This is a genomic window from Allobosea sp. TAF32 (assembly GCF_052113585.1).
Lineage (GTDB): Bacteria > Pseudomonadota > Alphaproteobacteria > Rhizobiales > Beijerinckiaceae > Allobosea.
This window is the reverse complement of record NZ_JBFRDM010000012.1, coordinates 123,371-149,708: the sequence shown is the minus strand read 5'-3', so window position 1 is coordinate 149,708 and position 26,338 is coordinate 123,371. Positions and strand designations below refer to the sequence as shown.

Here is a 26,338-nt window from a genome sequence, read left to right as displayed (position 1 = left end):
AGCTTGCGACCGCGGGCGAGTGACCGGCGCCCGATTTTCGAGGATCTAGTGGATCGAGCGGAACGATCTAGGGAGCGCCGACTGCCTTGCCGCGTAGCAGCCCGAAGATGGCGAGCAGGAACAGCCCGGCCGATACCAGCGCGTTCCAGCCTGCAAGCGACAGACCGAGGAAACGCCACGCCGCTTCCGAGCAGGCGACGATCCGGGTCGTCTGCAGCTGCTTCATGAAATCCTGCATGCCGGCTGCTGCCGAGGCCGCGCCCCCGCAATCATTCGGCCCGACGAACCAGCCCCATTCGACACCCGCGTGGTAGAAGCCGAGCCCTGTGCTCCAGGCCATCAGGCCGGCCAACCCGAGCAGAACGAGCCATTGCAGCCGCGGCGAACGTGCCAGCACCAGCGCCGCGAGAGCCAGGCCGATGGCGGCATAGTGCGGCACGCGTTGTTCGAGACAGAGCTTGCAGGGCTGCAGATGGATGACCAGTTCGAAGAACCAGGCGCCTCCTATCAGAGCCAGGCTCGCAAGTCCGATCAGCGCGATCAACCGCGGCGGCGTGAACAACCGGTTGGGACCGTGGGACGCAATGGCTGAAGAGGCGGTCATGGCAGGGCTCAGCAGGAAAGCAGCTGGCCCGAACCTGCAACGAGCTTGAGGCCGAAATAAAGCATGATCAGCACGGCGGCGCCGAGGACCGCGATCACTTTCAGGCGACGTTCGATGAAGTGCCGGATCGAGACGCCATAACGACGCAGCAACAACGCCAAGGCGAAGAAGCGCGCCCCGCGCGCCAGCACGCAGGAAATGACGAAGAAGGCAAGGCCGATATGGACTGCGCCGGCCAGGATCGTCACGACCTTGATCGGCGGCAGATGCGCCAGGCCCGAGGTCGTCAGCAGGATGAGCGTCATGTCCGGGCCTGCGCAGGCGCGCAGGGTCTCGAAGGCGTCAAGCTTGCCGTAGAAAGCGAGCACCGGCTTCGCCAGCGCCTCGAAGGCGTAGTACCCCAGCGCATAACCGGCGATACCGCCGAGCACCGAGAACAGCGTCGCGATGAAGGCCAGCCGGTAGGCCCGCTGCGGCCGCGCCAGAGCCATCGGCACGAACAGCACATCGGCCGGGATCAGGAAGAACGAGCTCTCGACGAAGGCGACGATGGCCAGCCAGAGCTCGGCGCGCGGCCGGGCTGCGAGCGACATGGTCCATTCGTAGAGGCGCTTGAGCATGGCGCTCTAGACCATGGGGCGGCGCGTGACGCAACGGCCCGCGCGCTCCGGGAGGATTGTCGCGGCCCCGGTGTGCCATCCTTGCAAGAGCCGTGCGTGAAACACTCCGCGACCTTCAGAGCACAGCGCACTGAAACCTGTCGCCGCTGCCGTTCCAACGATTGACCGGCATCGGCCGATCGGTATAGTCCGCCCGCCTGCATGGGCCCCTGTGGCGGAATTGGTAGACGCGCTCGACTCAAAATCGAGTTCCGCAAGGAGTGCTGGTTCGATCCCGGCCAGGGGCACCAAAAATCTGCTTTGCGGACAACCGAAAAGCCGCTCCGGCCCCCCGGGTTTGGCGGTCCTTTCGCTTTCGGCCTTCTCGAGCGTTCGTCGATGGGCGCGAGAAAATGTTGGCCTCCGACGAGCACAGGCCAGCATCTGCCGCCGAGACGGGTTCGTGCCCCCGTATGGATCGTCATCTCGACGGGCCCCGGCTCGATCAACTGATGCGGATGCCTTGGGCGGCCAGGGCTTAGGCCCGATCCAAGTCGCACCGGCCATCACAGAGTTCCCTCCGTCGGCGATCCTCAATTCACGTCCTTCGCGCCCGGCCGCAGCGAGAGTATTGTGGTTCGCGACGGCGCTGCGGGATCTGCGAGGCCATGTCGTCCGTTACGGCCATGCAGAGCGTCACAGCCGGAACTCAGGGCCGGCTCTGAGGAGAGAAGGCGATGTCGGGACATGCTCTTTTGACCGCACAGACGGTCGAGGACTGTATCATCGACCAGGGCTGGGAGCGGTACACCCCCGAGGACCACGCCATCTGGCGCACGCTGTTCGAGCGCCAGCAGCGCACCCTGAGGGGCCATGTGTGCCAGGAATATCTCGACGGTCTTGCCGCGCTGGGCATCGGCCCCGAAGGCGTGCCGAATTTCGCGCGCATGAACGAGCGGCTGCGGCGGTTGACCGGCTGGGAGGTGGTGGCGGTGCCGGGGCTCATCCCGTCGCGTCCCTTCTTCCAGATGCTGGCCAACCGCCAGTTTCCGGCCGGCACCTTCATCCGCAGCCGCGAGCAGCTCGACTATCTGGAGGAGCCCGACATCTTCCACGATGTCTTCGGCCACGTGCCGCTGCTGACCAATCCCGCCTATGCCGACTACATGAACGAATATGGCCGCATCGGGCTCGTCGCCGTCGAGACCAAGGGCGTGAAGTTCCTCGCGCGCCTCAACTGGTACACCATCGAATTCGGGCTGATCCGCAAGCCCGAGGGCATCCGCATCTACGGCGCCGGCATCGTCTCGTCCTTCGGCGAGGCGAAATATGTGGTGGACGACCCTTCCGCCCACCAGCTGGCCTTCGATCTCGAGCGCGTGCTGCGCACCGGCTATTACATCGACGATTTCCAGGCGACCTATTTCGTCATCGACCGCTTCGAGGACCTGTTCGAGCTGCTCAGGGGCGTCGATTTCACCACCCGTTTCGAGGAGCTGCGCGCCCTGCCGGCCCATACGCCCTTCGAAATCCTGCCGCAGGATGTGGTCCTCCGGCAGGGGACCGGCCATTTCTGGCGCGAATTCCCGGCCACGAAGACCAAGCTGAAGTGAGTTTGGGCTTATCGCCGTCGAGAGAATGCAGGACCGGTCATTGCGCCTCGCACGAAGGACCGCAGGGGCCGGCCAATCCGATCGTCGTCACCATTCGCACGCGCCCCTTTGCCCGGACAACGCCGCGCAGTGAGCGACGGGCGAGCTTCCTGCCTGGCGTAGCGTTCGCAGCGCCGACGGGCCTTCGTTCGAGCGGCTTCCGCCTCGCACGACAACAGACGGCTCTTGCGCGGGAAACCGCGCTCCTTCATGGCTTGGATGAGGCGTTGCCGATGAGACTTGCCCTCTCGCCGGAGCGCGCTCTGTCGCTTCGCAAATCGGGAACCAGTCGCTTTGCGCATTCTCGTAATCAATCCCAACACGATGCCGGAAATGACGGCCCTGGTCGCGCGGGTGATCGAGCCCTATCTGCCGCCGGATACCACAATGGTGCCGGTGACCGGACGCTTCGGGGCGCATTACATTGCCAGCAGGAGCGCCAGCGTCGTGGCGGCTCATGCCGCGCTTGAGGCCTTCGCCGAGCACGGCCATGGCTGCGATGGTGTCTACCTCGCCTGCTTCGGCGATCCCGGCCTACTCGCGCTCAAGGAGATGGCGCGCGTTCCCGTCATCGGCATGGCCGAAGCCAGCAGCCGCCTCGCGGCGCAGAAGGCCGAGCGCTTCGCCATCGTCACCGGCGGGGAGCGCTGGGGACCGATGCTGCGGGAGTTCGTCGGCTCGATCGGCCTCGGCGGGCGCCTTGCCGCCGTCGAGACCGTCGCGCCCACCGGAGCCGACATCGCCCGCGACCCGGACGGCTCCATCGCCATGCTGGCCGAGGCCTGCCGCCTCGTGGCGCGGCGTGATGGCGCCGGCGCGGTCATCCTCGGCGGCGCCGGCCTCGCCGGTCTTGCCACACGGGTGCAGCCGCATGTCGACATCCCCGTGATCTGCTCGGCCGAAGCGGGCGTCCGGATGCTATTGGACGCGCTGAACCAGCCCTTGCGCAAGCCCGGGAGCGGCGACCTCGCCTTGCCCGCCCCCGTCGCCAGCACCGGCCTGTCGGACGGCCTGGCCCGCCTGCTGGCGGAGCCCTGACACCCGATCGAGGCGCCCGCACGATCCTCGGACGCCCCGTTGTCCTCGCTCAGCCCTTGCCGGCAAGCGAGACACCGTTGAGCCCGGCAATCCAGTCGGAGAGCATCGGCACATAGTCCTCCCCGTGCCCGCTCGCCACCGCCGGCGCATAGCTGTTCTTGACGGCGTTGCCGATCGGGTTGGCGACGCCTGCATCGTTGGCCACGCTCTCCAGATAGCGCACATCCTTCAGGGCGTTGCTGAGTGTGAACTTGTGGGCGTCGCGGTCGCGCTCCAGCACGTATTTCATGAAGGTCTGGTAGAAGCCGCAATCCATGCGGCTGCCGCGCAGCACGCTGTCGAATGTCTGCGGCGTGATCCCGATCTTCTGGCCGAGCGTCAAAGCCTCCGCGTAGATCGCCGCATAGCCCAGCGAGAGGAAGTTGTTGATCAGCTTCATCTTGTGCCCGTCGCCGACAGGCCCGAGATGCACGATTTTCTGCGCCCAGGCCTCGCAGGCGGGCTTGATCCGGGCGAAGATATCCGGCGCGGCGCCGACCATCGCCGAAAGCTGTCCCTGTGCCGCCTGAGCCGGGGTGCCGCCGAGGGGCGCATCGGCCAGATGCAGGCCCTTCGCCTCCAGCTCAGCGGCAAGCCGCACCGTCACCGTCGGGTCAGACGTCGAGCAATCGACGATCACGGTTCCGGGCTTGGCGCCCGCCATGATGCCGTTATCGCCCTTCACCACCGCCTCGACCTGGGCCGAGCCTGTGACGCACAGGAAGATGATGGAGGAGCGCGCAGCGAGCTCCTTCGGCGTCTTCGCCTCCACTGCACCGGCCGCGACCAGCTCCTCGACCGGCTTGCGGTTGCGGTGCCCGATCACGGTGAGCGGGAAGCCCTTGTCGACCAGATTGCGGGCCATGCCCTGCCCCATCAGCCCGACGCCGATGAAGCCCACCGACTCTTTGGTTGCAGTCATCTTCAAATTCTCCCGCTGATATGGTTGAGATGAAACGGAACGTGAAGAAAACGGCCCGACTCGCCGGCTATCGCGAGGTCAGCACTCACAGTGGACGAGACATGACTGCCGACGGCCCGCCCGAAACCAGCCGGACCAGAAGCCCCAACCCGGCGGGTATGGCCGGTCGCAGCCGTGTCACCCTGCAGAGCATCGCCGACCACCTCTCGGTCTCGACCGCGACGGTCTCGCTGGCCCTGCGCGGCTCGCCGCTTGTCGCCGAGGCAACGCGCGAACGCGTACGCGAGATCGCCCGCTCGATGGGCTACAGCTACAACCGCAGCGCCGCCTCGCTGCGCACCGACCGGACCAACATCATCGGCGTCGTCTTTCACGACATCACCAACCCTTATTTCGCCGAACTGCTGGCCGCGATCGAGGAAACGGCAGGCCGCCATGGCCGCTCGATCCTGCTCGGCACCTATGCGGAAGATATCGAGAAACAGGCGCGCGTGCTCGGCAGCCTCGCCGAATACCGCCCCGACGGCATGATTCTCTGCTCGGCCGGCGGCAGCACGGCCGAGAGTCTGGCGCCGCTGATCGATGCCGGCGTCCCGATCGTGCAGCTCTCGCGCGAAGTTGCCGGCATCGATCTCGATTTCGTCGGCTCCGACGACCGGCACGGCACCACCCTGGCGATGGAACATCTCATCGGCCTCGGCCACCGCCGCATCGCCTTCCTCTGCGCGAATGAGAGCATCTCGACCGGGCGCAACCGCTATGCCGGCTATCGCGAGGCATTGGCCCGTGCCGGCCTGCCGCTTGATCCGGCGCTGGTCCATTTCGACTTCGGCACCCGCGAAACCGGCCATCAGGGCATCCTCAAGGTGCTCGACGCCGCTAACCCGCCGACCGCGGCGGTCTGCATGAACGACCTCGCCGCCTTCGGCGCCATGCTCGGCCTGCGACATCGCGGGCTCGAAGCTGGCAGGGATTTCTCGATCGTCGGCTGCGACGATGTGAAGGAGGCGGCGCAGTGGTTCCCCGCTCTCACAACCGTCTTCAACTTCCAGAACGACATGGGCGCCAAATCGGCGGAGTTCCTGCTGAACCGCATCGCCGATCCCGCCGCGCCGACGCAGCGCCTGCTGCTGACCCCGGCGCTGATCGTTCGCGGTACGACCTGCCCGCCGCGCTAGGTCCTCCCCCCTCTGGCCCTCACTCCGAGGAGCGCTTCGCAGAAGTGCGTTGGGCGAGATGTCTCCAGAGCCTCCCGGAGCATCCTTCGAGACGCCGCTGCGCGGCTCCTCAGGATGAGGGCTGAAGTCTTCGACCACCGGATCAACACCGTTCAGGCATCGTTGGCAGGTTTGGCGTTGAGCGCGCGATAAGCTCTGACCACCTGCGAATCGTCGCGCCCGCCATGGCCGAGGCCGGACGCCGCGAGGAACATCTGATGCGCGGCGGCAGCGAGCGGCAGCGCCGTCTTGGCCGCACGCCCGGCATCCAGCACGATGCCGAGATCCTTGACGAAGATATCGACGGCGCTGGCGACGGCCGGGTCGGGCTCATGCATGCGCGGCCCGCGATCCCTGAGCATCCAGGACGAGGCTGCCGACCCGCCCATGATCTCGAACAGCAGCCGCCCGTCGATGCCGGCCTTCTCGGCTAGCGAGAGCGCCTCGGCCGCAACCGCGATATGCACGCCGCAGAGCAACTGATTGACGGTCTTCACCGTCGCGCCCTGCCCCGGCTTCTCGCCGACATGGAAGACCTTGTCGCCGAGCGCATCGAGCACCGGCTTGGCCCGCGCGAAGCTTTCGGGCGCCGCGCCGACCATGATCGTCAGCGTCCCGCCCTGCGCGCCTTTGACGCCGCCGGAGACCGGTGCATCGATGAAGTGCCGGCCGGTCTTCGTGACCTCCGCCGCGATCGCCTCGGCCTCGCCCGGCGGGCAGGTCGCCATCAGGATCACCGTCGCATCCGGCGCCAGCGCCGCGAGCGCCCCGGCCTCGAACAGCACGGCACGCGCCTGAGCGGCATTGACCACCATGAGCACGAGCGCATCGGCACCTTCGGCTGCGTCGGCTGCACTCTCCGCGGCCTGCCCCCCAGCCGCGGCAAGCGCCTCCCGGGCCGCGTCCCGCATGTCGAACCCGGCCACGCGGAACTGCCGCTTGACCAGGTTCTCGGCCATCGGTGCGCCCATCGCGCCGAGCCCGATGAAGGCGATGCTGGAAATCGTCATGACAATCCTCTGGTGGGCTCCACCGTCATGCTCGCCCTTGTGGCGAGCATCCACGTCTTGAACACCGGCCTCGCCGAAGAACGACGTGGATAGTCGGGACAAGCCCGACCATGACGGCCAGCCAGGGCGTGACCCGATCCTGATTCTACAGAGCCTATTCCTTCACCGCACCGGTCATCGACGCAACGTAGTAGTCGACGAAGAAGGAATAGAGGATCGCCACGGGAATCGAGCCGAGCAGCGCACCGGCCATCAGCGAGCCCCAATGGTAGACGTCGCCCTCGACGAGCTGAGTCAAAACCGCGACCGGCACCGTCTTCTTCTCCGCCGACTGGATGAAGGCGAGCGCATAGATGAACTCGTTCCAGGACAGGGTGAAGGCGAAGATGCCGGCCGAGATCAGGCCGGGCATGGCGAGCGGCAAGGTGATGCGCCACAAGGTCTGCAACCGCGTCGCCCCGTCGATCATCGCGCATTCCTCAAGCTCGTAGGGGATCGACTTGAAATAGCCGATCAGGAGCCAGGTGCAGAACGGAATCAGGAAGGTCGGATAGGTCAGGATCAGCGCCAGGGGCGAGTCGAACAGGCCGAACTGGAAGATCAGCGTCGCGAGCGGGATGAACAGGATCGAGGGCGGCACGAGATAGGCGAGATAGATCGCCAAGCCCACATATTGCGAACCCCTGAACCGCAGCCGCTGGATCGCATAGGCGGCAAGCACGCTGGAGAACAGCGAGAGCGCCGTCGCCACCGCCGCGACCATCATCGTGGTCCAGAGCCACTGCGGATAATCGGTCTGGAACAGCAACCTGTTGATGTTCTCGAGCGTCGGCGACTTCACCCAGAACGGGTTGTTGTTCTTGTAGTCGAGCAGCTCCGCGTTCGGTTTGATCGCGGTGATCGCCATCCAGTAGAACGGGAACAGCAGCACCAGCAGGAAGAGCGACAGCGGCAAATAGAGCATGATGAAGCGCCGCGGGCCGGACGACCAGTCGATGACGCCTTCACGCTCCTTGTCCGTGAGCTGCGGACGCGCGCCGAGGGCCTGATCAGTCATTATCTTCCCCCTGCTGCCACTTGCGCCGGGCAAGGCCGAAATAGCTGAACAGCGTCGCCATCACGAGGAACGGGATCATCGCCACCGCGATCGCCGCGCCCTCGCCTAGCTGGCCGCCGGGGATGCCGCGCTGGAAGGCGAGCGTCGCCATCAGATGCGTGGCGTTGACCGGCCCGCCGCGGGTGATGGCGTAGACGAGCTGGAAATCGGTGAAGGTGAACAGCACCGAGAAGGTAAGCACGATCGCCAGGATCGGCATCAGCATCGGGAAGGTCACGTGCCGGAAGCGCTGCCAGGCATTGGCGCCGTCGAGCATCGCCGCCTCGTACAGCGCCGGCGAAATGGTCTGCAGGCCGGCGAGAAGCGAGATCGCGACGAAGGGGATGCCGCGCCAGATATTCGCGGCGATCAGCGAGAACCGCGCCGGCCAGGGCTGGCCGAGGAAGTCGATATAGGTGTCGCGCCAGCCGAGCACGTCGACCAGCACATAGGAGATGATCGAGAACTGCGGATCGTAGATCCACCAGAAGGCGATGGCCGAGAGCACCGTCGGCACGATCCACGGAATCAGGATGATCGCGCGCAGCAGCGACTTCATCGGCAGATGGTTGTTGAGCAGCAACGCCAGCCACAGGCCGAGCGCGAATTTCCCGATCGTCGCCACCCCCGTATAGAGCAGCGTGTTCCAGACCGCGGTGATGAACACCCGGTCGTACCAGAGCGATTGGAAATTCTCGAAGCCGATGAAATGGCCGGCGCGGCCGATGCGCGTATCGGTGAAGGCGAGCCAGATGCCCAGCCCCAGCGGGTAGCTCAGGAAGACGAGCAGGAACCCGGCCGCCGGCAGCAGGCAGAGGAAGATCAGGAACGGTTTGTAGTCGAACAGACGCACCAGCCAGTTTTGCTGCAGGCTGTGGACGGTTCGCGATTCGGCGGCAGCTATGGCCATGGCGCCCTCGCGTTCGGGTCGGCACTTGCATCGGACCGAAAAGGGGAATCCACCCTTCGGAAACATCCGATGCGATAAGAACTCAAGAGGCCGTCGCTGTCGCCGATCGGACGCGCGACGATCCCGTCGGCCGCCGGACGAGCCGGCGGCCTTGAGCGGGCCGGATCAGCTCCGGTAGTAGCGCTTGGCGCGGCGCTCGGCTTCCGCGGCGGCTTCCTCAGGCGTCGCCTGGCCGGCGCAGACGGAGGCGACCATCTGGACGACGACATATTCGGCGTTGACCGTGCCGGCGGCCTCGTTGATCGAGCCCTTGTACCCGCTCCACAGCGCCCGTTCCCAGGTGTCGCGATAGACCAGGATCTTGGGATCGGCCGACCAGACCTTGCTCTCGGCATACGCTTTCAGCGGCTGCGTCCAGTAGCCGTAACAGCCGGTCAGCCACTTGTCGTACTGCTCCTTCTCCATCATGAAGCGGAGATATTCCTTGGCCGCGTTCGGGAACTTGGTGTGCTTGAACGCCATGGCGTTGATCACCAGCGCCGGCTCAGACGGGCGCCCGAACGGGCCGACCGGCATGGTCGCGTGGTTCAGATCCTTGGCGATCGCGGCGGTCTTCTCGTCCTTCGAGTTCTTGATCGAGAAATAGAGCGAGACGCCGTTCTGGGTGACGCCGATCTCGCCTGCCGTCAGCGCCTTGTTGTTGCTGATGTCGAGCCAGGAGAGCGTGCCGGGGATGAAGGTCTCGTAGAGCGCCTTGGCGTATTTCAGCGCCGCGATCGTCTCCTTCGAATTGATCGCGACCTTGTTGTTCTCGTCGACCATGTAGCCGCCATGGGTCCAGACGAGCCAGTTGCAGAAGGCGTTGCCGTCACCCACCGCGTTGCCGAGCGCGAAGCCGGCGGGATGGCCGTTCGCCTTGAGCTTGCGGCAGAGGTTGAGGAAGCCGTCGAGATCCTTCGGGAAGGTGTCGAAGCCCGCTTCCTTGACCCAGGATTCACGATAGACCGCCGGCGCGCCGGAAGCACCCATCGGGATCGAGATCCACTGGTTGGTCTTGTCCTTCTTGCCGTATTTCTCGGCGATCGGGTACCAGCCGCCATATTTCTTGCCGAGATCCTCGGCGATGCCGGTGAGGTCGATCAGCTTGTCCGAGAAGATGTGCGGGTCGTCGGCCCAGCCGACCACGACGTCGGGGCCGGCGCCGGTATTGGCGGTCACCGCCGTCTGCGGGCGCAAATCCTCCCAGCCGGCATAGTCGACGCGGACCGGCACGCCCGTCGCCTTGGTGAAGGCCTCGGTATTCTCGTTGAAGATCGCCTGGTCGGGATCGACGAACTTCGTCGGGCGCAGCACGCGCAGCGTCGCACCCTGCTCGATATTGGCTTGCGCGATCGCCGGCGCGAGCGGCAGCGTTGCCCCGGCTGCAAGCCCGGCGCCGCCGATCAATACGTCTCTTCTGGAAATGCTCATGAAACCGTCTCCTCCGTGGGTGCGGCGGAGGCCTACATGGGACCTCCGTCCTGCATCGATTATGGGCACTGAACAGCCATTATCCACCGCCCGATCCAATGGGCGGCGAATTTCTGAGAGGCGGCACCGGCCTGAGCGCGTCAGCCTGCCCGGCGCCGGCTCTGAACGCGTGCCAGAGGACGCGTGGTCCGCCCGGGCCGTTGCGCGGCCCGAATGGCGCGCACTCTAGAGGCGCTTGCCGGTCGCAGCGTCGAAGAGATGCGTCACGCTGGTATCGGGCGTAATGCCGATGGTCTCGCCCGGCTTGGCTGTGATGCGCTCACGGAAGATGCAGGTCAGATCCTGCCCGCCGCAGCGGACGACGACCTGCGTCTCCGACCCCATCGGTTCGACAACCGCGACCTCGGCCTTCAGGCCATTCGGGTCGAGCTGGAAGTGCTCCGGGCGGATGCCCAGCACAGCCGCTCGCCCGTCGGAATTCGCCGGATGCTGGCCGATCGGCCAGACGACGCCGCCTTCGGTCTCGAAGCCATTGCCCGTGATCTTGCCCTTGAGCAGATTCATCGACGGCGAGCCGATGAAAGCCGCGACGAACAGGTTCGCCGGATTGTCGTAGAGATCGAGCGGCGCGCCCATCTGCTCGACGATGCCGTCATGCATCACCACGATCTTGTCGGCCATGGTCATGGCCTCGATCTGGTCGTGCGTGACGTAGACCGTCGTGGTCTTGAGGCGCTGGTGCAGTTCCTTGATCTCGGTGCGCATCTGGACGCGAAGCTTGGCGTCGAGGTTCGAGAGCGGCTCGTCGAACAGGAAGACCTGCGGATCGCGGACGATGGCGCGGCCCATGGCGACGCGCTGCCGCTGACCGCCCGAGAGCTGGCGCGGATAACGGTCCAGCAACTTGTTCAGGCCAAGGATCTGGGCAGCCTTGTTGACGCGCTCGTCGATCTCGCTCTTCGGCGCCTTCCGGAGCTTCATCGAGAAGGCCATGTTGTCGGCGACCGTCATATGCGGATAGAGCGCATAGTTCTGGAACACCATGGCGATGTCGCGCTCCTTCGGGGGCACGTCGTTCACCACGCGCGGTCCGATCCGGATTTCGCCGCCCGAAATATTCTCGAGTCCCGCGATCATGCGCAGCAGCGTCGACTTTCCGCAGCCCGAGGGGCCGACAAGGATGACGAATTCGCCGTCGTTGATGTCGATGTCGACGCCGTGGATGACCTGCGTCGACCCGTAGGCCTTGCGTACATCGGCGATCTGGACTGAAGCCATGCCGTCCTTCCCTGCTTTCCGTTCCCTCGTCGCACAGCCCGTCGTCCAGGCGTCACGACCACAATCGGCTTCTGATGACCGAATGATGAAAGCGGACCTCGCCTGCTTCGGGCGATTGTGTCCGCTCCAGTCTGCGATAAAGTCATACGATAGAAGCGGGCGTGTCAAGCGCCGCCATGGTCGGCGCCGTGCCTCGGAAGCGAGGCTGCGGCGAGACTGCAAAGGGAGGCCCTGACATGCGCGTGCGCGACTTCTCGCGTCCGACGACGCTTAATCCGGACCGGCTCTTCGGCCAGGTCGCGCAGAAGCTCGCGGTCGCTGTCATCACCGGCCGCATCAAGGCTGGCGAGGTCCTGCCCAACGAGGATGACCTGCGCTCGGACATCTCGGTTTCCCGCACCGCCTATCGCGAGGCGGTCAAGATCCTGACCGCCAAGGGGCTGGTCGAGGCGCGCCCGAAGAGCGGCACCCGCGCCGCGCCGCGCGAGCGCTGGAATCTGCTCGACCCCGATGTCCTCTCCTGGCATTTCGAAGCGGACCCGAACGAGCGTTTCATTCGCGATCTCTTCGAGTTGCGCCGCTTCGTCGAGCCCAGCGCGGCCCGCCTCGCCGCCCAGCGCCGGACCTCCGCCGACATCGCCCGGATCGAGGCCGCCTATCGCGGCATGGTCGACGGCCGGCCCTATGCCGAGGCGACCATCCGCGCCGACCTGGCCTTCCACGAAGCGATCTTTGCAGCCGCACAGAATGCCCCGCTGCAATGCCTCGCCAGCGCCGTCATCGCGACGCTGCAATGGTCGATGCTGCTCAAGACGGGCGACGAGCAAGCCTATATCGAGTCGCTCCCCGACCACGAACATGTCCTGCTCGCCATCATCGACCGCGACGGCGACCTCGCCTCCGCCCGGATGGCCGGGCTCGTGATCGATAGCCTGAACACGACTCTCGCCTCGCTGGGCACGCATTGCGCTACCGAGACGGGAAAAATCATGCGAATAAAGCATACTAAATAAGCGCCTCGCGCTCCGGCGCGAGGCGTCATCGGGTACCGCTCATGCAAAGGCGTCGCTACAATGCAGTGTCGAGCAGCGTAGTCTCGTTTTAATCGATTCAGAAGCGGCGAATCAACATTCCTTCCAGCCCTACGGACAATGTGACGATGACAGTCTCCTCCAAGCCCGAAATCATCCAGACGGGCCCGCTGATGGCCTACGCTGCCGATCAGTTGAAGACCCGCTTCACCGTCCATGAGCTGTGGAATGCGTCTGATCGCGCCGCTCTGCTCCGCGAGGTTTCCGGCCGCGTACGCGGCGTCGCGGCCGGCGGCGGCCATAACCGCGTCGATGGCGCGCTGTTCGATGCGCTTCCCAAGCTCGAGATCGCCTCGAGCTTCGGCGTCGGCTACGACCATGTCGACGCAGCCGAGGCCGGCCGCCGCGGCATTGTCGTCACCAACACGCCCGACGTGCTGACCGACGAGGTTGCCGATCTCGCGCTCGGCCTCCTGCTCTCGACCGTGCGACAGCTCCCGCAGGTCGATCGCTATCTGCGCGAGGGCAAATGGCTGAAGGGCAACTATCCGCTCACGACGTCGCTGCGCGGACGCAAGGTCGGCATCGTCGGCCTCGGCCGTATCGGCAAGGCCGTGGCGCATCGACTCGAGGCCTTCGGCCTGCCGGTCGTCTATCACGGCCGCTCGCGCCAGGAGGATGTACCCTATCGCTACTATCCTTCGCTCGTGGAGATGGCAGCTGACGTCGACACGCTGATCTCGGTCGCGCCGGGGGGCACCTCGACGCATCACATCATCAATGCCGAGGTACTGAAGGCGCTGGGTCCCAACGGCATCGTCGTCAATGTCGGCCGCGGGACCGTCATCGACGAGCAGGCCCTGATCAAGGCGCTGCAGGACAAGACCATCCTCTCCGCCGGCCTCGACGTCTTCGAGGACGAGCCCCGCGTGCCGGCCGAGCTGATCGCGATCGAGCATGCCGTGCTGCTGCCCCATGTCGGCTCGGCCTCGGTTCATACCCGTGAGGCCATGGGCCAGCTTCTGGTCGACAATCTCGTTTCATGGTTCGATGGCAAGGGTCCGCTGACGCCTGTGCCGGAGACCCCATGGAAAAAGGCCTGATTCGCCGGCTTCTGCCGCTATTCCTCCTTGGCGCCGGCGCCCTGCCGGCCGCCGCCCAGACGGCGCCGCTTCCGCGCGGCGCCAGCAAAGCCCCGGACGCGATCCGCCGCTGGCTCGGGGCCTGGGACCTTGAACTGGCCGGCGCGACCCGTAGCTGCACGATCACGCTCGGTGCGGACGCCTCCGGCAACGCGCGCCAGCTGCGCTTCCCGGCCACCTGCCGGCGCGCTCTGCCGATTCTAGACGATGCAAGGGGATGGGCATTGGCGGCGAACGGCCAGCCACAGCTGCTCGACGCCGGCGGCAAGGAACTCGTCGGTTTCCAGAAGGGCTCCCCCGAAGCAGGACTCGACGGGAAGGGCAGCGACGGCAAGGCCTATCGGCTGCTCTCCAAGGACCATCCGCGCGTAGCAGCCGCCGCGCCCGCCAATTCCCCCTCCGCCCTCGCTTCAGCGGCCCAGCGGCCGACCATCGTCGATCCCGCGAAAGCCCCTGCGATAGAAACATTGCCGGGGCGCTACGTCCTGATGCGCCAGCAGAACCGGGAGGCTTGTCGGCTCGTCTTGTCGCCGCCATCGGCCGGCGGACAGGCCCCCGCTGCGCTGGAGGGCGCCTGCCAGGATACGGGACTCACGATCTTCGACCCCGCCGGCTGGCGCTATGCCGGCGGCAGGCTCACGCTCGTCGCCCGCCGCGGCCACGGCACCGATCTGATTTTCGAGAATGGCCAGTGGCGCAAGGACCCCCCAGTCGGCGCGCCCCTCCTGATGCGCAAGCTTGCCCCATGAGACATGCCGCGCGGCGAAAGCTCGCGCCGCACAGGCAGACAGGCTAAGCTGCCGCGTCCGCGGGCTTGAGCACGCCGCGGCGAATCTGATCCTCTTCGATCGACTCGAACAGGGCGCGGAAATTGCCCTCCCCGAAGCCGTCATCGCCCTTGCGCTGGATGAACTCGAAGAAGATCGGCCCGAGCACGGTGCCCGAGAAGATCTGCAGCAACACCTTGCTCATCCGGCCGGCTTTCTCGCCAAGCGCGACAGCTCCTTCGCCGTCGATCAGAATGCCGTCGGCCTTCAGCCGCTCGACCGGCTCGCCATGGTTCGGCACGCGCGCATTGACCTTCTCGTAGTAAGTGTCCGGCGGCGACGGCATGAAAGGCAGGCCGTTGCGGCGCAATTGCTCGACGCTGGCGTAGATGTCGCGCGCGCCCATCGCGACATGCTGGATGCCTTCGCCGTTGTACTGGCGCAGGTACTCCTCGATCTGGCTCTTGTCGTCGAGCGACTCGTTGATCGGAATGCGGATCTTGCCGCAGGGCGAGGTCAGCGCCCGCGAGATCAGGCCGGTCAGCTTGCCCTCGATGTTGAAGAAGCGAATCTCGCGGAAATTGAACAGCTTGCCATACCAGCCGGCCCAATGATCCATGCGCCCGCGATGGACGTTATGGGTGAGATGATCGAGATAATAGAGACCGGCCTGCTCGGGATGCGGGTCCTGTTCTCCAATCCACTCGAAATCGATATCCCAGATCGAACCCTTCTCGCCGTAGCGATCGACGAAATAAAGGAGCGATCCGCCAATGCCGCGCACGGCGGGGATCGCGAGTTCGCCCGGCCCGATCGCGCTCTCATAGGGCTCTGCGCCGAGCGAGACGGCCCGCTCGAAGGTATGCTTAGCATCGACCACCCGGAAGGCCATTGCGCAGGCGCAGGGGCCGTGCTCGGCGGCGAAGGCCTGGGCGAAGGAATCGGGCTCGGCATTGACGACGAAATTGACGTCGCCCTGACGATAGAGTGTCACCTGCTTCGAGCGATGGCAGGCGACCGGGCGGAAGCCCATCGTCTCGAACAGGGCGCCGAGCTTCTCAGGCTCGGGATGGGCAAACTCGACGAATTCGAAGCCGTCCGTGCCCATCGGATTCGCATCGGAAATTTCCGGCGGAGCCGCATCGTGCGGAAAGGGACCCATGGCATTCCTCCTGTTCTGTTGTGAGCACATGGTCACGCAGAAGGGAGGCAAGGGGCGTGCAAATCTGTACGCCGCCGAGTAAAAGATACATCATCCATGCGCTGATCGGCGAAATGGCGCATGACATGACCACGCTCGACACCCTCGACTGGCGGCTTCTCGATGCCCTGCAGCGGGACGCTTCCCTGACCAATGCCACGCTCGCGGAACAGATCGGCCTGTCCGCCAGTCAGATTTCGCGCCGCCGCCAGCGCCTCGAGCAGGACGGGGTGATCCGCGGCTACCGCGCCGCGCTGGAACCGACAGCCGTCGGGCTCGGCGTCATCGTCTTCATCCATGTCGCGCTCGACACCCATTCGCGCGACAATGCGCGCCGCTTCCGCGATCTCGTCAGGCTCACCCCGGCGATCCTCGAAGCGCATGCCCTCACCGGCGAGGCCGATTACCTGCTGAAAGTGGCGGTCGGCGACCTCAAGGCGCTCGCCCGTCTCGTCAATGAAATCCTTATGCCGCATGAGAGCGTGGCGCGTGTCCGCTCGGAGATCGCGCTCGAAACGCTGAAGGAACCGGGGCTCTTGCCGCTGCCGATGACATAGCGCGGCGCTTGTGCAAACTGCGCCTTCGTCACGCCGCTTTCATGCGGCTGATCGATCCCGACCGCACGGCATTCCCCTGCGGCCACGACAGGAGGACTTCGATGTTCAATGCCAAATCGCTGCTTGATGCCCTGATCAGCGCGGGCAGCCAGGCAGGCGCACAGGCAGGACAGCAGGCGGGCCAGCAGGGCGGTCTCGGCGGCATGCTCGGCGGCCTCGCGGAGCAGGTGCAGCGCTCGGGCGGGCTCGGCGGGCTCGCCGGGCAGATCCTGACCCAGGCAAGCCAGGGCGTCGGTGACGCCGCGCGCCAGACCGGCGTGCAGCAGGGCGCGAATGATGCGCTCGGCCGGATCACCGGCGGCAAGACACCCGACCAGCTCATCGAGCAGGCGAAGGGCCTGTTCAACAGCAACCCTGCCCTCGCAACGGCCGTGCTCGGCGGTCTCGGTGCGCTCGTCTTCGGCACCTCCGCCGGCCGCTCCGTCGCCGGCTCGGCAGCCAAGCTCGGCGGCCTCGCCCTGATCGGCGGTCTCGCCTACAAAGCCTACCAGAACTATCAGGCCGGCAAGCCCGTGCTCGACACCCGCGAGCAGGAGTTGCTGCCCGCCCCCGCCGGAACCGGCTTCGAGCCGCAGGCGGCGAGCGAAGCGACCGCCCTCGTCCTCGTCCGCGCCATGATCGCGGCAGCGGCGGCTGATGGCCATATCGACACCGAAGAACGCGATGCGATTCTCGGCGGCCTCAAGGAAGCCAGCCTCGATCAGGACACGCATGCCTGGCTGGCGCAGGAACTCGCCAAGCCTGCCACGATCGACGAGCTCGTCGAAGCCGCCGAAAGCCCGGAATTGGCCGCGCAGATCTATACGGCTGCGCGTGTCGCCATCAATCCGGACACTGCGCCCGAGAAGGACTTTCTGGCCGGCCTCGCCGGCTCGCTGGGGCTGGACGCCGAGCTCGTCGCTAATATCGACGCTGCCGCCAGCGCCGCCAAGGTCTGAACCGGGCAAAGCAGACCACAGGCACCACAGCCGGCTTTCGCGCCCATCGCGCAAGTCGGCTGATGGCATCACAGCCTCGCGAGCTGGAGGCCGCGGCAGCTCCACTTCCGCGTCCCCTGCTGCTAGGTGCGGGGCCATGTCTGATACCAAGAACGGCGGACCGGCCCCGAAGCCGGACGCCGCCCCCTCGCCGACGCGCCGCCAAGCCCTCGCCCTGACGCTGCTCTCGCCGATGGCCTCCGTGCCCGCTCTTGCGCAGCCCCCGCTCTTTGCCGGCCCCGCCTCGCAATTCGTGCAGCTCGATCCGCCGGAGGACGCCGGCTCCCTCGCGCTCACCGACCTCGCCGGCAAGAGCAAGCCTCTCTCGGCTTATCGCGGCAAAGCCATTCTCCTGAATTTCTGGGCGAGCTGGTGCCCGCCTTGCCGGCGCGAGTTGCCGATCCTGCGGCGCCTGCAGGCAAGAGCGGCGCATGAGCCCTTCGTCGTCCTCCCGGTATCGTTGGACAAATCGGCAGCGACCGTCACCGCCTATCTCAAGCGCCTTGGGCTTGCCGACCTCTCGACCTTCATCGATGCCGCCGGCACGGTGGCTTCCGGACCGAAATCGACCCAGCCAACGCCATTCGCCCTCTACGGCATGCCGATGACCTACGTGCTCGATCATGAAGCGCGCAGCGTCGGCTATCTCGTCGGTGAAGCGGACTGGGACAGCCCTGAGGGGCTGAAATTGCTGCGCTTCTACGCAAGAGCGGCAGGCTGATTTGCCGACGGGACCGGCGCCTGCGCGTTCGCGCGGATCGGACCCGATAAAATAATCGCCGCCGCCATTGAACCTCCCTGCTCAGTCCCGCGACCAATCGGCATGGAGGGCGAGCAGTTCGCTCTCGCACCAGTCGGGAGAGACGAGCATGACGACGTTCCGCAAGACGCTGACCGCCACCCTCGCGGCCGCGACCCTGGCCACCACCTTCTTCATCGCCTCCGGCGCCGAGGCGCGCCCGCGCTGGGGTTATGGCTACGGTGGCTGGGGCGTCGGGGCCGGTGTGGTTGGCGCGCTCGCCGCGGGCGCCATCATCGCCTCCGCTACTCGCCCGGCTTATGGCCACGGCTACTATGCCGCTCCCGTCCGCTCCTGTGATCTGGTCGAGCGTTTCGACCGCTGGGGCAACGTCATCGGCTACCGCCGCGTCTGCGGCTACTACTGAGGCTGCGCCACCCCTGAGTTCTCGAGACCAGACTGAAGCCCCTCACCGAGGGGCTTTTTTGCTTCCGCTTGACCGGCATCAGGCGCCGTCCGTGACGCTGCTACGGCGCCCATGTTCACGGCCCGGTGCTGAGCGCCACATGGGCCGCGGCTTCGTCGCGGATCCACCTGCGGAAAGCAGCGATCGCCGGCCGCTGCGCCGAGGTCTCCGGGCAGACCAGATAGTATTGGTGTGGCCCCTTGACCTGATGCGGGAACGGCCGGACCAGGCGGCCGGCATCGAGATAATCCCCGATCAGGACATTGGTCGCGAGCGCCACCCCCTGCCCTGACGCGGCGGCCTGCAAGGCCAGGAAGGTGTGCGAGAAGCGTGGGCCCCGGGTCGCATCGACCTCCGTCGCGCCGACGGCCGCAAGCCAAAGCGGCCATGTCACGAAATCGGGGATGCCCTCCGGAATCTCGTGCAGCAAGGTATGATAACACAGATCCGCGGGCTCGCGCAGCGGCCGCTCGGGATCGCCGAGAAGCGCGGCGCTGCAGACCGGAAAGAAATTCTCCTCCATCAGGAGATCCGTCTGCAGCCCCGGATAGCCGCCGCGGCCGAGGCGGATGGCGACATCGACATCCTCGCGGGCGAAATCCGTCAGCCCCACCGAGATCTCGACCCGCACCTCCAGATTGGGTTCGCGCTCCTTCAGCGAGCCGAGCCTTGGGATCAGCCAGTTCAGGGCGAAACTCGGCAGGGTGCTGACCGTGAGCGCATTCGGTGCTTCCGGCCTCAGGGCTCTGGCCGTGGCTTCGTTCAGTTGGTCGAGCACCTGCGAAATCGTCGCCGCATAGCGTTCGCCGACCTCGGTCAAGGCGACACCCTTGCTCGGCAGCCGGGTGAAGAGCGGGCGCCGCAGCCAGGTCTCGAGCGACCGCACATGCTGGCCGACGGCGCTGGCCGTGACCGCGAGCTCGTCTCCTGCCTTCTCGAAGTTGCGATGCCGGGCGGCAGCTTCGAAGGCGCGCAGGGAAGCCAGTGGCGGAAGGTGTCGGCGGCTCATGTCCGGCCAAGTCCAGCTTGGGCAAGGCGAAGAACTTCGCATTTGCTTGCTTCCCGGGCAAGGCGCAGATTTGCGGGCAACCAGATCACTCGTGAGGCGCGCCATGTTCGCCAGCCCAGCCATAGCAGGACTTTCCTTCTCCGCTCCCCGCAGGCCGAGCAGCCGCGCCCTGGCGCTGTTGTTGCAGGTCGAGGCCTGGCTCGATGCCAGGAGCAGCGCTCGCACGCTCTATGCCATGGACGACCGGGCCCTCTCCGATCTCGGCCTGTCGCGCAGCGACGTCGAGCGCGTCAATGCGGATGCCAGCCGGACAGTTGGGGCCGCGTGAGGGGCAGCCGGAGCGAACGCAGGCGGACCAGGACGAAATCCAGTGGGACTGGAGGTCGACAAGACCGCCGGTCCCTTTTCTTTCCTGCGCCGGGTCGCCGCTCAGCCCTTCGCGGAGGCTCTGTCTCCTTCGGCGGATTGAGGGAAAGCTGTTACGATCGATGTCGCTGACGCGATCTGACGCGCCGAGGCTTAAGCATGCCCGCACGCTCGCAACGGAGATCGGCCATGCCCCTGCCCAATCGCGTCAGGCCTGACGGCACGCTCTTCGCCGATCCGGCGCGTGGGCTGTTCTTCGGCAATCGCGGCGGCCGCTTCCACGATCCCGACCGGCGCGAGGTGCCCACGCGCATCCAGGCGACGCAGCATTGGCTGTGCTGCGTTCTCTCATTCAAGGAGCGGCGCCGGAAGGTCTGGGGCCGCGGCTACACCGAGCTCTTCTTCTGCGACGAGGTGACGGCCCTCGCCGCCGGCCACCGCCCCTGCATGGAGTGCCGCCGCCGCGATGCCCTCGCCTATCGCGATGCGTTGGCGAAGGGGCTCGGGCTGACAGAGACGCCGCTCTTCCCGGAGATCGACCGCATCCTCGATGCCGATCGCCGGATCGGCCGGGTCAAGCGGATGCACCGGCTTCCGGCGGAAGAGCTGCCGGACGGCGCGATGCTGCGCTCCGAAAGCGAAGGAGCGTTTCTGGCGCTGCGCGGAGACACCGCTTTGCTCTGGTCGCCGGCGGGCTACCTTTCGCCTCGACCTCGCCCGCGGGGGCCTGCAACGGTCCTCACGCCACCCGCCACGCTGGCGGCCCTAAGGGAAGGCTATAGCCCGGTCTGGCACCCGAGCGCCGCGGCCCTGGCTTCCTGCCCGCTTGCGGGCGAATAGGAACCTTCCTCCCTCCGCAGGCGTTGCCGCAGCATCATCATTTCAATGAGGGGCTGCAAAATGCGTTCGATCCTCCTGTGGCTTGTGGGCGTTCCGATCCCCATCATCATCCTGTTGTGGTTTTTCATGAAATAGGTCGAAGCCTCCTTAATGAGCGAGGCCGGGCGCATGCCCGGCCTCGTTGCGTTTGGGCAGGTTACCGCCACAAGCTGACGGACAATCATGCTTCCCCATCATGCCGCTCCCGTCGCAACCCCGAGCAATCTCGCCTATATGCCGTCCATGCATTCGCCATCGACACCGCCGATCATCTCGGTTTCGGGTCTCTCGAAGACCTATGCCACCGGCTTCACCGCGCTGAAGACCGTCGACCTCGCCATCCGGCGCGGTGAGATCTTCGCCCTGCTCGGCCCCAATGGCGCGGGCAAGACGACCCTGATCAGCATCATCTGCGGGTTGGTGCGCCCCAGCACCGGCACGGTCCTCGCCGATGGCCATGACATCCAGCGCGACTATCGCGCCGCCCGCGCCGCCATCGGCCTCGTCCCGCAGGAACTGACGACCGATGCCTTCGAGACGGTCTGGGCTACGGTCAACTTCAGCCGCGGCCTCTTCGGCAAGCCCAGGGATCCGGCCCTGATCGAGCGAATCCTCAAGGACCTCTCGCTCTGGGACAAGAAGGACACGCAGATCCGCCGCCTTTCCGGCGGCATGAAGCGGCGCGTGATGATCGCCAAGGCGCTCTCACACGAACCGCGCATCCTCTTCCTCGACGAGCCGACGGCCGGCGTCGATGTCGAGCTCAGGCAGGATATGTGGCAGATGGTTCGCCGGCTCAGGGAAGAGGGCGTCACCATCATCCTGACCACGCACTACATCGAGGAAGCCGAGGAGATGGCCGACCGCGTCGGCGTCATCTCCAAGGGCGAGATCATCCTGGTCGAGGAGAAGGCCGAGCTGATGCGCAAGCTCGGCAAGAAGCAGCTCACCCTGCAGCTCCAGCAGCCGATCAGTGCCGTTCCGGTTGCGCTCGCGGATTTCGATCTCACGCTCTCCGCCGCCGGCGACGAGATCGTCTACACCTACGACACGCATGCCGAGCGTACCGGCATCACCACGCTGCTCCAGGGCCTGTCGGAAGCCGGCATTCGCTTCCGCGACCTCAGCACGAGCCAGAGCTCGCTGGAAGAAATCTTCGTCAATCTGGTGAGGGAGCGGGCATGAGCGCCGCGAGCTTCAACCCGCGCGCCATCGCCGCGATCTATCGCTTCGAGATGGCCCGTACCTGGCGTACGCCGCTGCAGAGCATCGTCTCGCCCGTGCTCTCGACCTCGCTCTATTTCATCGTCTTCGGCGGGGCGATCGGCTCGCGCATGCAGTCGATCGACGGCGTGCCCTATGGCGCCTTCATCGTGCCCGGCCTGATCATGCTTTCGCTCTTGACGCAGAGCATCGCCAACGCCTCCTTCGCGATCTATTTCCCGAAATTCACCGGCACGATCTACGAACTGCTCTCCGCGCCGGTCGCCTGGTGGGAGGCGGTGATCGCCTATGTCGGCGCCGCCGCGTCGAAATCGATCCTGCTCGGCCTGATCATCCTGCTGACGGCCACCTTTTTCGTGCCGCTCAGGATCGAACATCCCTTCATGATGCTGCTCTTCCTGGTGCTGACCGCGACCACCTTCAGCCTGTTCGGCTTCATCATCGGCATCTGGGCGGATGGCTTCGAGAAGCTGCAGGTCATCCCGCTGCTGATCGTGACGCCGCTGGCCTTCCTCGGCGGCTCCTTCTACTCGATCAGCATGCTCCCGCACTTCTGGCAGACGGTGACGCTGTTCAATCCGGTCGTTTATCTGATCAGCGGCTTCCGCTGGAGCTTCTTCGGACTCGCCGATGTCAGCCTCGGTGTGAGCCTCGGCATGACGCTGATGTTCCTCACAGCCTGCATCGCCGTGGTCGGCTGGATCTTCAAGACGGGCTACCGGCTGAAGAATTGAACCGGCCTGTCATTCCGGGGCGGCCCGAAGGGCCGAACCCGGAACCCACGACCGGGTGAGACATCAGGGTTCTCCTCTGCCGGACATATCGATCCAAAACCACGGCCGCCCACCCGGCCGTGCGTTCCGGGTTCTTCGCTGACGCCAAGGCCCGGAATGACGAGCAGGCAGCGCCAACCGATTGACTTCCGTCCCCCTTCCGTCTTCATGCGCGCCATGACCGATCTTTCGACATTTGAGGCTCCGGCTGCGGCCAGTGGCGCGCCGCATGCGCGCCGGCGCACCTTCGCGATCATCTCGCACCCGGACGCGGGCAAGACCACGCTGACCGAGAAGCTGCTCTATTTCGGCGGCGCCATTCAGCTCGCCGGCGAAGTGCGCGCCAAGCAGGGCCGTCGCCAGACCTCCTCGGACTGGATGAAGATCGAGCGCCAGCGCGGCATCTCGGTGGTGACCTCGGTGATGACCTTCGAATATGGCGGCCACGTCTTCAACCTGCTCGACACGCCCGGGCACGAGGACTTCTCCGAGGACACCTACCGGACGCTGACCGCCGTCGACTCCGCCGTGATGGTGATCGACGCCGCCAAGGGCATCGAGGACCGCACCAAGAAGCTGTTCGAGGTCTGCCGTCTGCGCGACATCCCGATCGTGACCTTCATCAACAAGGTCGACCGCGAGACGCGCGATCCCTTCGACCTGATCAACGAGATCGAGACCACGCTGGCGCTCGACGTCGCGCCGATGACCTGGCCCGTAGGCCGGGGCCGCGAGTTCGCCGGCACCTACGATCTCAAGGCCAACACCTTCCGCCGCAACCAGAAGGGCGACGAGAGTGCCGAGGACAGACAAGTCTCCGGCTGGGACGATCCGCTCTTCGATGAGCTCCTGCCGCATGGCGCTGCCGAGCCCTGGCGCGAGGAGGTCTTCCTCGCCAGCGAGGGCCTGAAGCCCTTCGATCTGCAGGCCTTCCGCGAAGGTCACCTGACGCCGCTCTATTTCGGCGCGGCTTTGCGCGATTACGGCGTACGCGACCTGATCGACGCGCTCGGTGCCTACGCCCCGAGCCCGCGCGCCCAGCTTGCCGACAAGCGCCCGATCGAGGCAGACGAGCCGAAGATGACCGGCTTCGTCTTCAAGATCCAGGCGAACATGGACCCGAACCATCGCGACCGCATCGCCTTCATGCGCGTCTGCTCGGGCAAGCTCACCCGCGGCATGAAGGCCAAGCTCGTTCGCACCGGCAAGCCGATGCCGCTCAACGCGCCGCAATTCTTCTTCGCCCGCGACCGCTCGATCGCCGAGGAGGCCTTCGCCGGCGACATCGTCGGTCTGCCCAACCACGGCACGCTGCGCATCGGCGACACGCTGACCGAGGGCGAGGATATCGTCTTCAAGGGCGTGCCGAGCTTCGCCCCGGAAATCTTGCGCCGCGTCAAGCTGAAGGACGCGATGAAGGCCAAGAAGCTGCGCGAGGCCTTGCAGCAGATGGCAGAGGAAGGCGTCGTCCAGCTCTTCCTGCCGCATGACGGAGCGCCGGCCATCGTCGGCGTCGTCGGAGCCCTCCAGCTCGACGTGCTCAAGGAGCGCATGGACGCCGAGTACTCGCTTCCCGTCGATTTCGAGCCCTGCCAGTTCTCGATCGCCCGCTGGGTTTCCTCCGACGACAAGGCGGCGCTGGCGAAGTTCGTCGGCCTGAAGCCCTCCGCAATGGCCGATGATCTCGACGGCGACCCGGTTTTCATGGCGTCCAGCCAGTTCACGCTGAAATACGATGCCGAGCGCGCGCCGGATATCACCTTCTCGGACGTGAAGGACTATCAGAAGGTCACGAAGGCCTGATTCAACGCTGTGGCCTGAAAGAGACAGGCCTCTGCGCGCTCCCTTGGGGTTGATCCGCATCAATTCGCATCGCGCGAATCCGGCGCTGATGGAGACATGAGCCTGGCGGCGCACCCTGCGTCGTGGGCTCTCGACTCCGGGGGCTGCTGCCTAAATGTCTCGCTCGATCCGACTTTCTCTCGCCGCTGTACTGCTCGGCGCAACCGCTCTGACCGGTGCCCATGCAGCCGATCTGCCCACGACCAAGGCGCCGCCTCTTGTGCCAGTTCTGTCCGCCTGGAGCCCGTGGATGATCCGCGGCCGCGCCCTGTTCGTCATGCCGCAGGAAGATGCAAGCCTGAGGCTCGGTGGCGCCCCGATCGTCGGCGGCAAGGTCGACATCTCCAACTCGGTCGTGCCCGAGCTCGACATCACCTATTTCTTCACGAAGAACATCGCTGCCGAGCTCATCCTCGGCGTCACCCCGCATAATGTGAAGGGCGCTGGCAGCCTTGCCGGTGCGCGCATCGGTTCGGCCTGGCTGCTGCCGCCGACGTTGATGCTGCAATACCATTTCACCGATCTCGGCGCCTTCAAGCCCTATCTCGGCGTCGGCGTGAACTACACCGTCTTCTTCGACGAGAAGGCCAAGGGCGGCTTCACTGATTTCGATCTGAAAGATTCATTCGGCTTCGCCCTCCAGGCCGGCTTCGACTACATGATCGACCAGCACTGGGGCATCAACTTCGACGTCAAGAAGATCTTCCTGGAGCCCAAGGTGAAGGTGAACAACGGGCTCATTGCCGGCAAGGTCAAGATCGATCCCCGGCTGATCGGCGCAGGCGTCACCTACCGCTTCTGAGGCCCGGTACGGCCTCGGTCGATCGGGCTCGGGGAGAAGGGAGCGCTTCGCCGCTCCCTTTTTGCTGTCAGCACTCAAACCTCGGCAAAGCCCAGCGGGATCGCCGAGGTGGATTTGAGTTCCTCCATCGCGAACATCGAGGTCACGTCACTGAGATCGATGCGCGAGATCAGCTTCTTGTAGAGCGCGTCATAGGCGGCGATGTCGGCGACATAGGCCTTGAGCAGATAGTCGATCTCGCCGCTCATCCGGTAGAAATCGACGATTTCCGGCAGGTCGTGCACGGCCTGGTGGAAGCGTTCGAGCCACTCCATCGAATGACGGGCCGTCTTGATCGCGATGAAGACGGTGACACCCGCCTTGAGCTTGTCCCGGTCGAGCAAAGCGACGCGGCGCTTGATGTAGCCGCCCTCCTCCAGCTTCTGGACCCGGCGCCAGCAAGGCGACGACGACAGCCCGACCGCCTCCGCAAGCTCTGCGAGCGGCAGGCTCGCATCCTCCTGGAGCCGCGCCAGAATGCGCAGATCGAAAGCATCGAGCTTGGCCATGACACCTCGGCGGTTCGGAATCAGCTTCTTTCCAGAAGACCGAAATGGGGAATATTTTCCACATATGATCTCACACCGGGTACGAACTTCCAATAAGGGAAGAAAATTCTCCAACTCCGC

Annotated in this window: 27 protein-coding genes and 1 tRNA gene; 17 read left to right on the top strand and 11 right to left on the bottom strand. The window is 65.6% G+C overall.

From position 1 onward, the window contains the following. Positions 1-67: 67 nt before the first annotated feature. Positions 68-604, bottom strand: a complete 537-nt coding sequence (locus AB4Z16_RS24855) for a disulfide bond formation protein B (protein WP_441514005.1) — start codon at positions 602-604, stop codon at positions 68-70. A gap of 8 nt (positions 605-612) precedes the next feature. Beyond that, positions 613-1,224: a YqaA family protein gene (locus tag AB4Z16_RS24850; protein WP_441514004.1), complete on the bottom strand. Its 612-nt coding sequence runs from the start codon at positions 1,222-1,224 to the stop codon at positions 613-615. Positions 1,225-1,429: 205 nt separating this feature from the next. On the opposite strand from AB4Z16_RS24850, the gene AB4Z16_RS24845 reads away from it, so the two are divergent. From AB4Z16_RS24845 to AB4Z16_RS24835, 3 genes are all read left to right on the top strand, one after another. After that, positions 1,430-1,514: transfer RNA gene (locus AB4Z16_RS24845), tRNA-Leu, on the top strand. Between the two features lie 426 nt (positions 1,515-1,940). Continuing rightward, positions 1,941-2,816, top strand: a complete 876-nt coding sequence (gene phhA, locus AB4Z16_RS24840) for a phenylalanine 4-monooxygenase (RefSeq protein ID WP_441514003.1) — start codon at positions 1,941-1,943, stop codon at positions 2,814-2,816. 333 nt (positions 2,817-3,149) lie between these two features. Next, positions 3,150-3,893: an aspartate/glutamate racemase family protein gene (locus AB4Z16_RS24835; RefSeq protein WP_441514002.1), complete on the top strand. Its 744-nt coding sequence runs from the start codon at positions 3,150-3,152 to the stop codon at positions 3,891-3,893. A 49-nt stretch (positions 3,894-3,942) separates the two neighbouring features. On the opposite strand, the gene AB4Z16_RS24830 is transcribed toward AB4Z16_RS24835, so the two are convergent. Beyond that, positions 3,943-4,854: an NAD(P)-dependent oxidoreductase gene (locus tag AB4Z16_RS24830; RefSeq protein WP_465248674.1), complete on the bottom strand. Its 912-nt coding sequence runs from the start codon at positions 4,852-4,854 to the stop codon at positions 3,943-3,945. 41 nt (positions 4,855-4,895) lie between these two features. Between AB4Z16_RS24830 and AB4Z16_RS24825 the strand changes: the two genes are divergently transcribed. Further along, complete coding sequence (locus AB4Z16_RS24825; RefSeq protein WP_441514001.1) at positions 4,896-6,032, top strand: LacI family DNA-binding transcriptional regulator; 1,137 nt, start codon at positions 4,896-4,898, stop codon at positions 6,030-6,032. 152 nt (positions 6,033-6,184) lie between these two features. On the opposite strand, the gene AB4Z16_RS24820 is transcribed toward AB4Z16_RS24825, so the two are convergent. The 5 genes from AB4Z16_RS24820 to AB4Z16_RS24800 all read right to left on the bottom strand — a co-directional run bounded on the left by AB4Z16_RS24820 (position 6,185) and on the right by AB4Z16_RS24800 (position 11,835). Beyond that, positions 6,185-7,081 (bottom strand): NAD(P)-dependent oxidoreductase, encoded by an 897-nt coding sequence (locus AB4Z16_RS24820; RefSeq protein WP_441514000.1) that lies wholly within the window; start codon positions 7,079-7,081, stop codon positions 6,185-6,187. 154 nt (positions 7,082-7,235) lie between these two features. Then, entirely contained in the window at positions 7,236-8,138 is a 903-nt protein-coding gene (locus AB4Z16_RS24815; RefSeq protein ID WP_441513999.1) for a carbohydrate ABC transporter permease, read from the bottom strand. Next, on the bottom strand, positions 8,131-9,087 hold the full coding sequence (locus AB4Z16_RS24810; protein WP_441513998.1) for a carbohydrate ABC transporter permease: 957 nt from the start codon (positions 9,085-9,087) through the stop codon (positions 8,131-8,133). Before AB4Z16_RS24810 ends, AB4Z16_RS24815 begins: the two co-directional genes overlap by 8 nt. A gap of 165 nt (positions 9,088-9,252) precedes the next feature. Beyond that, positions 9,253-10,557 (bottom strand): ABC transporter substrate-binding protein, encoded by a 1,305-nt coding sequence (locus tag AB4Z16_RS24805; RefSeq protein WP_441513997.1) that lies wholly within the window; start codon positions 10,555-10,557, stop codon positions 9,253-9,255. A gap of 225 nt (positions 10,558-10,782) precedes the next feature. Continuing rightward, positions 10,783-11,835, bottom strand: a complete 1,053-nt coding sequence (locus AB4Z16_RS24800) for an ABC transporter ATP-binding protein (protein ID WP_441513996.1) — start codon at positions 11,833-11,835, stop codon at positions 10,783-10,785. A gap of 236 nt (positions 11,836-12,071) precedes the next feature. On the opposite strand from AB4Z16_RS24800, the gene AB4Z16_RS24795 reads away from it, so the two are divergent. From AB4Z16_RS24795 to AB4Z16_RS24785, 3 genes are all read left to right on the top strand, one after another. After that, the gene (locus AB4Z16_RS24795) at positions 12,072-12,848 is read left to right on the top strand and encodes a FadR/GntR family transcriptional regulator (protein ID WP_441513995.1); all 777 of its coding nucleotides are present in this window, start codon (positions 12,072-12,074) and stop codon (positions 12,846-12,848) included. Between the two features lie 146 nt (positions 12,849-12,994). After that, positions 12,995-13,969 carry a 2-hydroxyacid dehydrogenase gene (locus AB4Z16_RS24790; RefSeq protein ID WP_441513994.1) on the top strand — a complete coding sequence of 325 codons (975 nt, stop codon included), beginning with the start codon at positions 12,995-12,997 and terminating at the stop codon, positions 13,967-13,969. Then, positions 13,954-14,757, top strand: a complete 804-nt coding sequence (locus tag AB4Z16_RS24785) for an AprI/Inh family metalloprotease inhibitor (protein ID WP_441513993.1) — start codon at positions 13,954-13,956, stop codon at positions 14,755-14,757. The genes AB4Z16_RS24790 and AB4Z16_RS24785 overlap by 16 nt, the downstream gene beginning before the upstream one ends. Positions 14,758-14,800: 43 nt before the next feature. Here the strand turns inward: AB4Z16_RS24785 and hppD are convergent, their stop codons facing one another. After that, positions 14,801-15,937, bottom strand: a complete 1,137-nt coding sequence (gene hppD, locus AB4Z16_RS24780) for a 4-hydroxyphenylpyruvate dioxygenase (protein ID WP_441513992.1) — start codon at positions 15,935-15,937, stop codon at positions 14,801-14,803. 56 nt (positions 15,938-15,993) lie between these two features. Between hppD and AB4Z16_RS24775 the strand changes: the two genes are divergently transcribed. The 4 genes from AB4Z16_RS24775 to AB4Z16_RS24760 all read left to right on the top strand — a co-directional run bounded on the left by AB4Z16_RS24775 (position 15,994) and on the right by AB4Z16_RS24760 (position 18,736). Beyond that, on the top strand, positions 15,994-16,533 hold the full coding sequence (locus AB4Z16_RS24775) for an Lrp/AsnC family transcriptional regulator (protein WP_441513991.1): 540 nt from the start codon (positions 15,994-15,996) through the stop codon (positions 16,531-16,533). A 101-nt stretch (positions 16,534-16,634) separates the two neighbouring features. Next, positions 16,635-17,531 (top strand): tellurite resistance TerB family protein, encoded by an 897-nt coding sequence (locus tag AB4Z16_RS24770; protein ID WP_441513990.1) that lies wholly within the window; start codon positions 16,635-16,637, stop codon positions 17,529-17,531. A 136-nt stretch (positions 17,532-17,667) separates the two neighbouring features. Then, on the top strand, positions 17,668-18,291 hold the full coding sequence (locus AB4Z16_RS24765; protein ID WP_441513989.1) for a TlpA family protein disulfide reductase: 624 nt from the start codon (positions 17,668-17,670) through the stop codon (positions 18,289-18,291). 148 nt (positions 18,292-18,439) lie between these two features. Further along, a complete protein-coding gene (locus AB4Z16_RS24760; RefSeq protein ID WP_441513988.1) occupies positions 18,440-18,736 on the top strand; it encodes a hypothetical protein in 297 nt (98 codons plus the stop codon). 115 nt (positions 18,737-18,851) lie between these two features. Here AB4Z16_RS24760 and gcvA read toward each other — a convergent pair whose 3' ends face one another. Continuing rightward, positions 18,852-19,784: a transcriptional regulator GcvA gene (gene gcvA, locus AB4Z16_RS24755; RefSeq protein ID WP_441513987.1), complete on the bottom strand. Its 933-nt coding sequence runs from the start codon at positions 19,782-19,784 to the stop codon at positions 18,852-18,854. A gap of 103 nt (positions 19,785-19,887) precedes the next feature. Between gcvA and AB4Z16_RS24750 the strand changes: the two genes are divergently transcribed. The 6 genes from AB4Z16_RS24750 (at position 19,888) to AB4Z16_RS24725 (ending at position 25,670) form a co-directional block, all read left to right on the top strand. Next, on the top strand, positions 19,888-20,112 hold the full coding sequence (locus AB4Z16_RS24750) for a DUF1127 domain-containing protein (RefSeq protein WP_441513986.1): 225 nt from the start codon (positions 19,888-19,890) through the stop codon (positions 20,110-20,112). Positions 20,113-20,339: 227 nt separating this feature from the next. Then, entirely contained in the window at positions 20,340-20,990 is a 651-nt protein-coding gene (locus tag AB4Z16_RS24745; protein WP_441513985.1) for a hypothetical protein, read from the top strand. Between the two features lie 282 nt (positions 20,991-21,272). Further along, positions 21,273-22,214: an ABC transporter ATP-binding protein gene (locus AB4Z16_RS24740; RefSeq protein WP_441514016.1), complete on the top strand. Its 942-nt coding sequence runs from the start codon at positions 21,273-21,275 to the stop codon at positions 22,212-22,214. Then, positions 22,211-22,987: an ABC transporter permease gene (locus AB4Z16_RS24735; RefSeq protein ID WP_441513984.1), complete on the top strand. Its 777-nt coding sequence runs from the start codon at positions 22,211-22,213 to the stop codon at positions 22,985-22,987. Before AB4Z16_RS24740 ends, AB4Z16_RS24735 begins: the two co-directional genes overlap by 4 nt. Before the next feature lie 216 nt (positions 22,988-23,203). After that, entirely contained in the window at positions 23,204-24,829 is a 1,626-nt protein-coding gene (locus tag AB4Z16_RS24730) for a peptide chain release factor 3 (protein WP_441513983.1), read from the top strand. Positions 24,830-24,983: 154 nt separating this feature from the next. Next, positions 24,984-25,670, top strand: coding sequence for an OmpW/AlkL family protein (locus tag AB4Z16_RS24725; protein WP_441513982.1), 687 nt, complete (start codon positions 24,984-24,986; stop codon positions 25,668-25,670). Positions 25,671-25,744: 74 nt separating this feature from the next. Here the strand turns inward: AB4Z16_RS24725 and AB4Z16_RS24720 are convergent, their stop codons facing one another. Next, a complete protein-coding gene (locus AB4Z16_RS24720) occupies positions 25,745-26,218 on the bottom strand; it encodes an Lrp/AsnC family transcriptional regulator (protein ID WP_441513981.1) in 474 nt (157 codons plus the stop codon). Between the last annotated feature and the right edge of the window lie 120 nt (positions 26,219-26,338).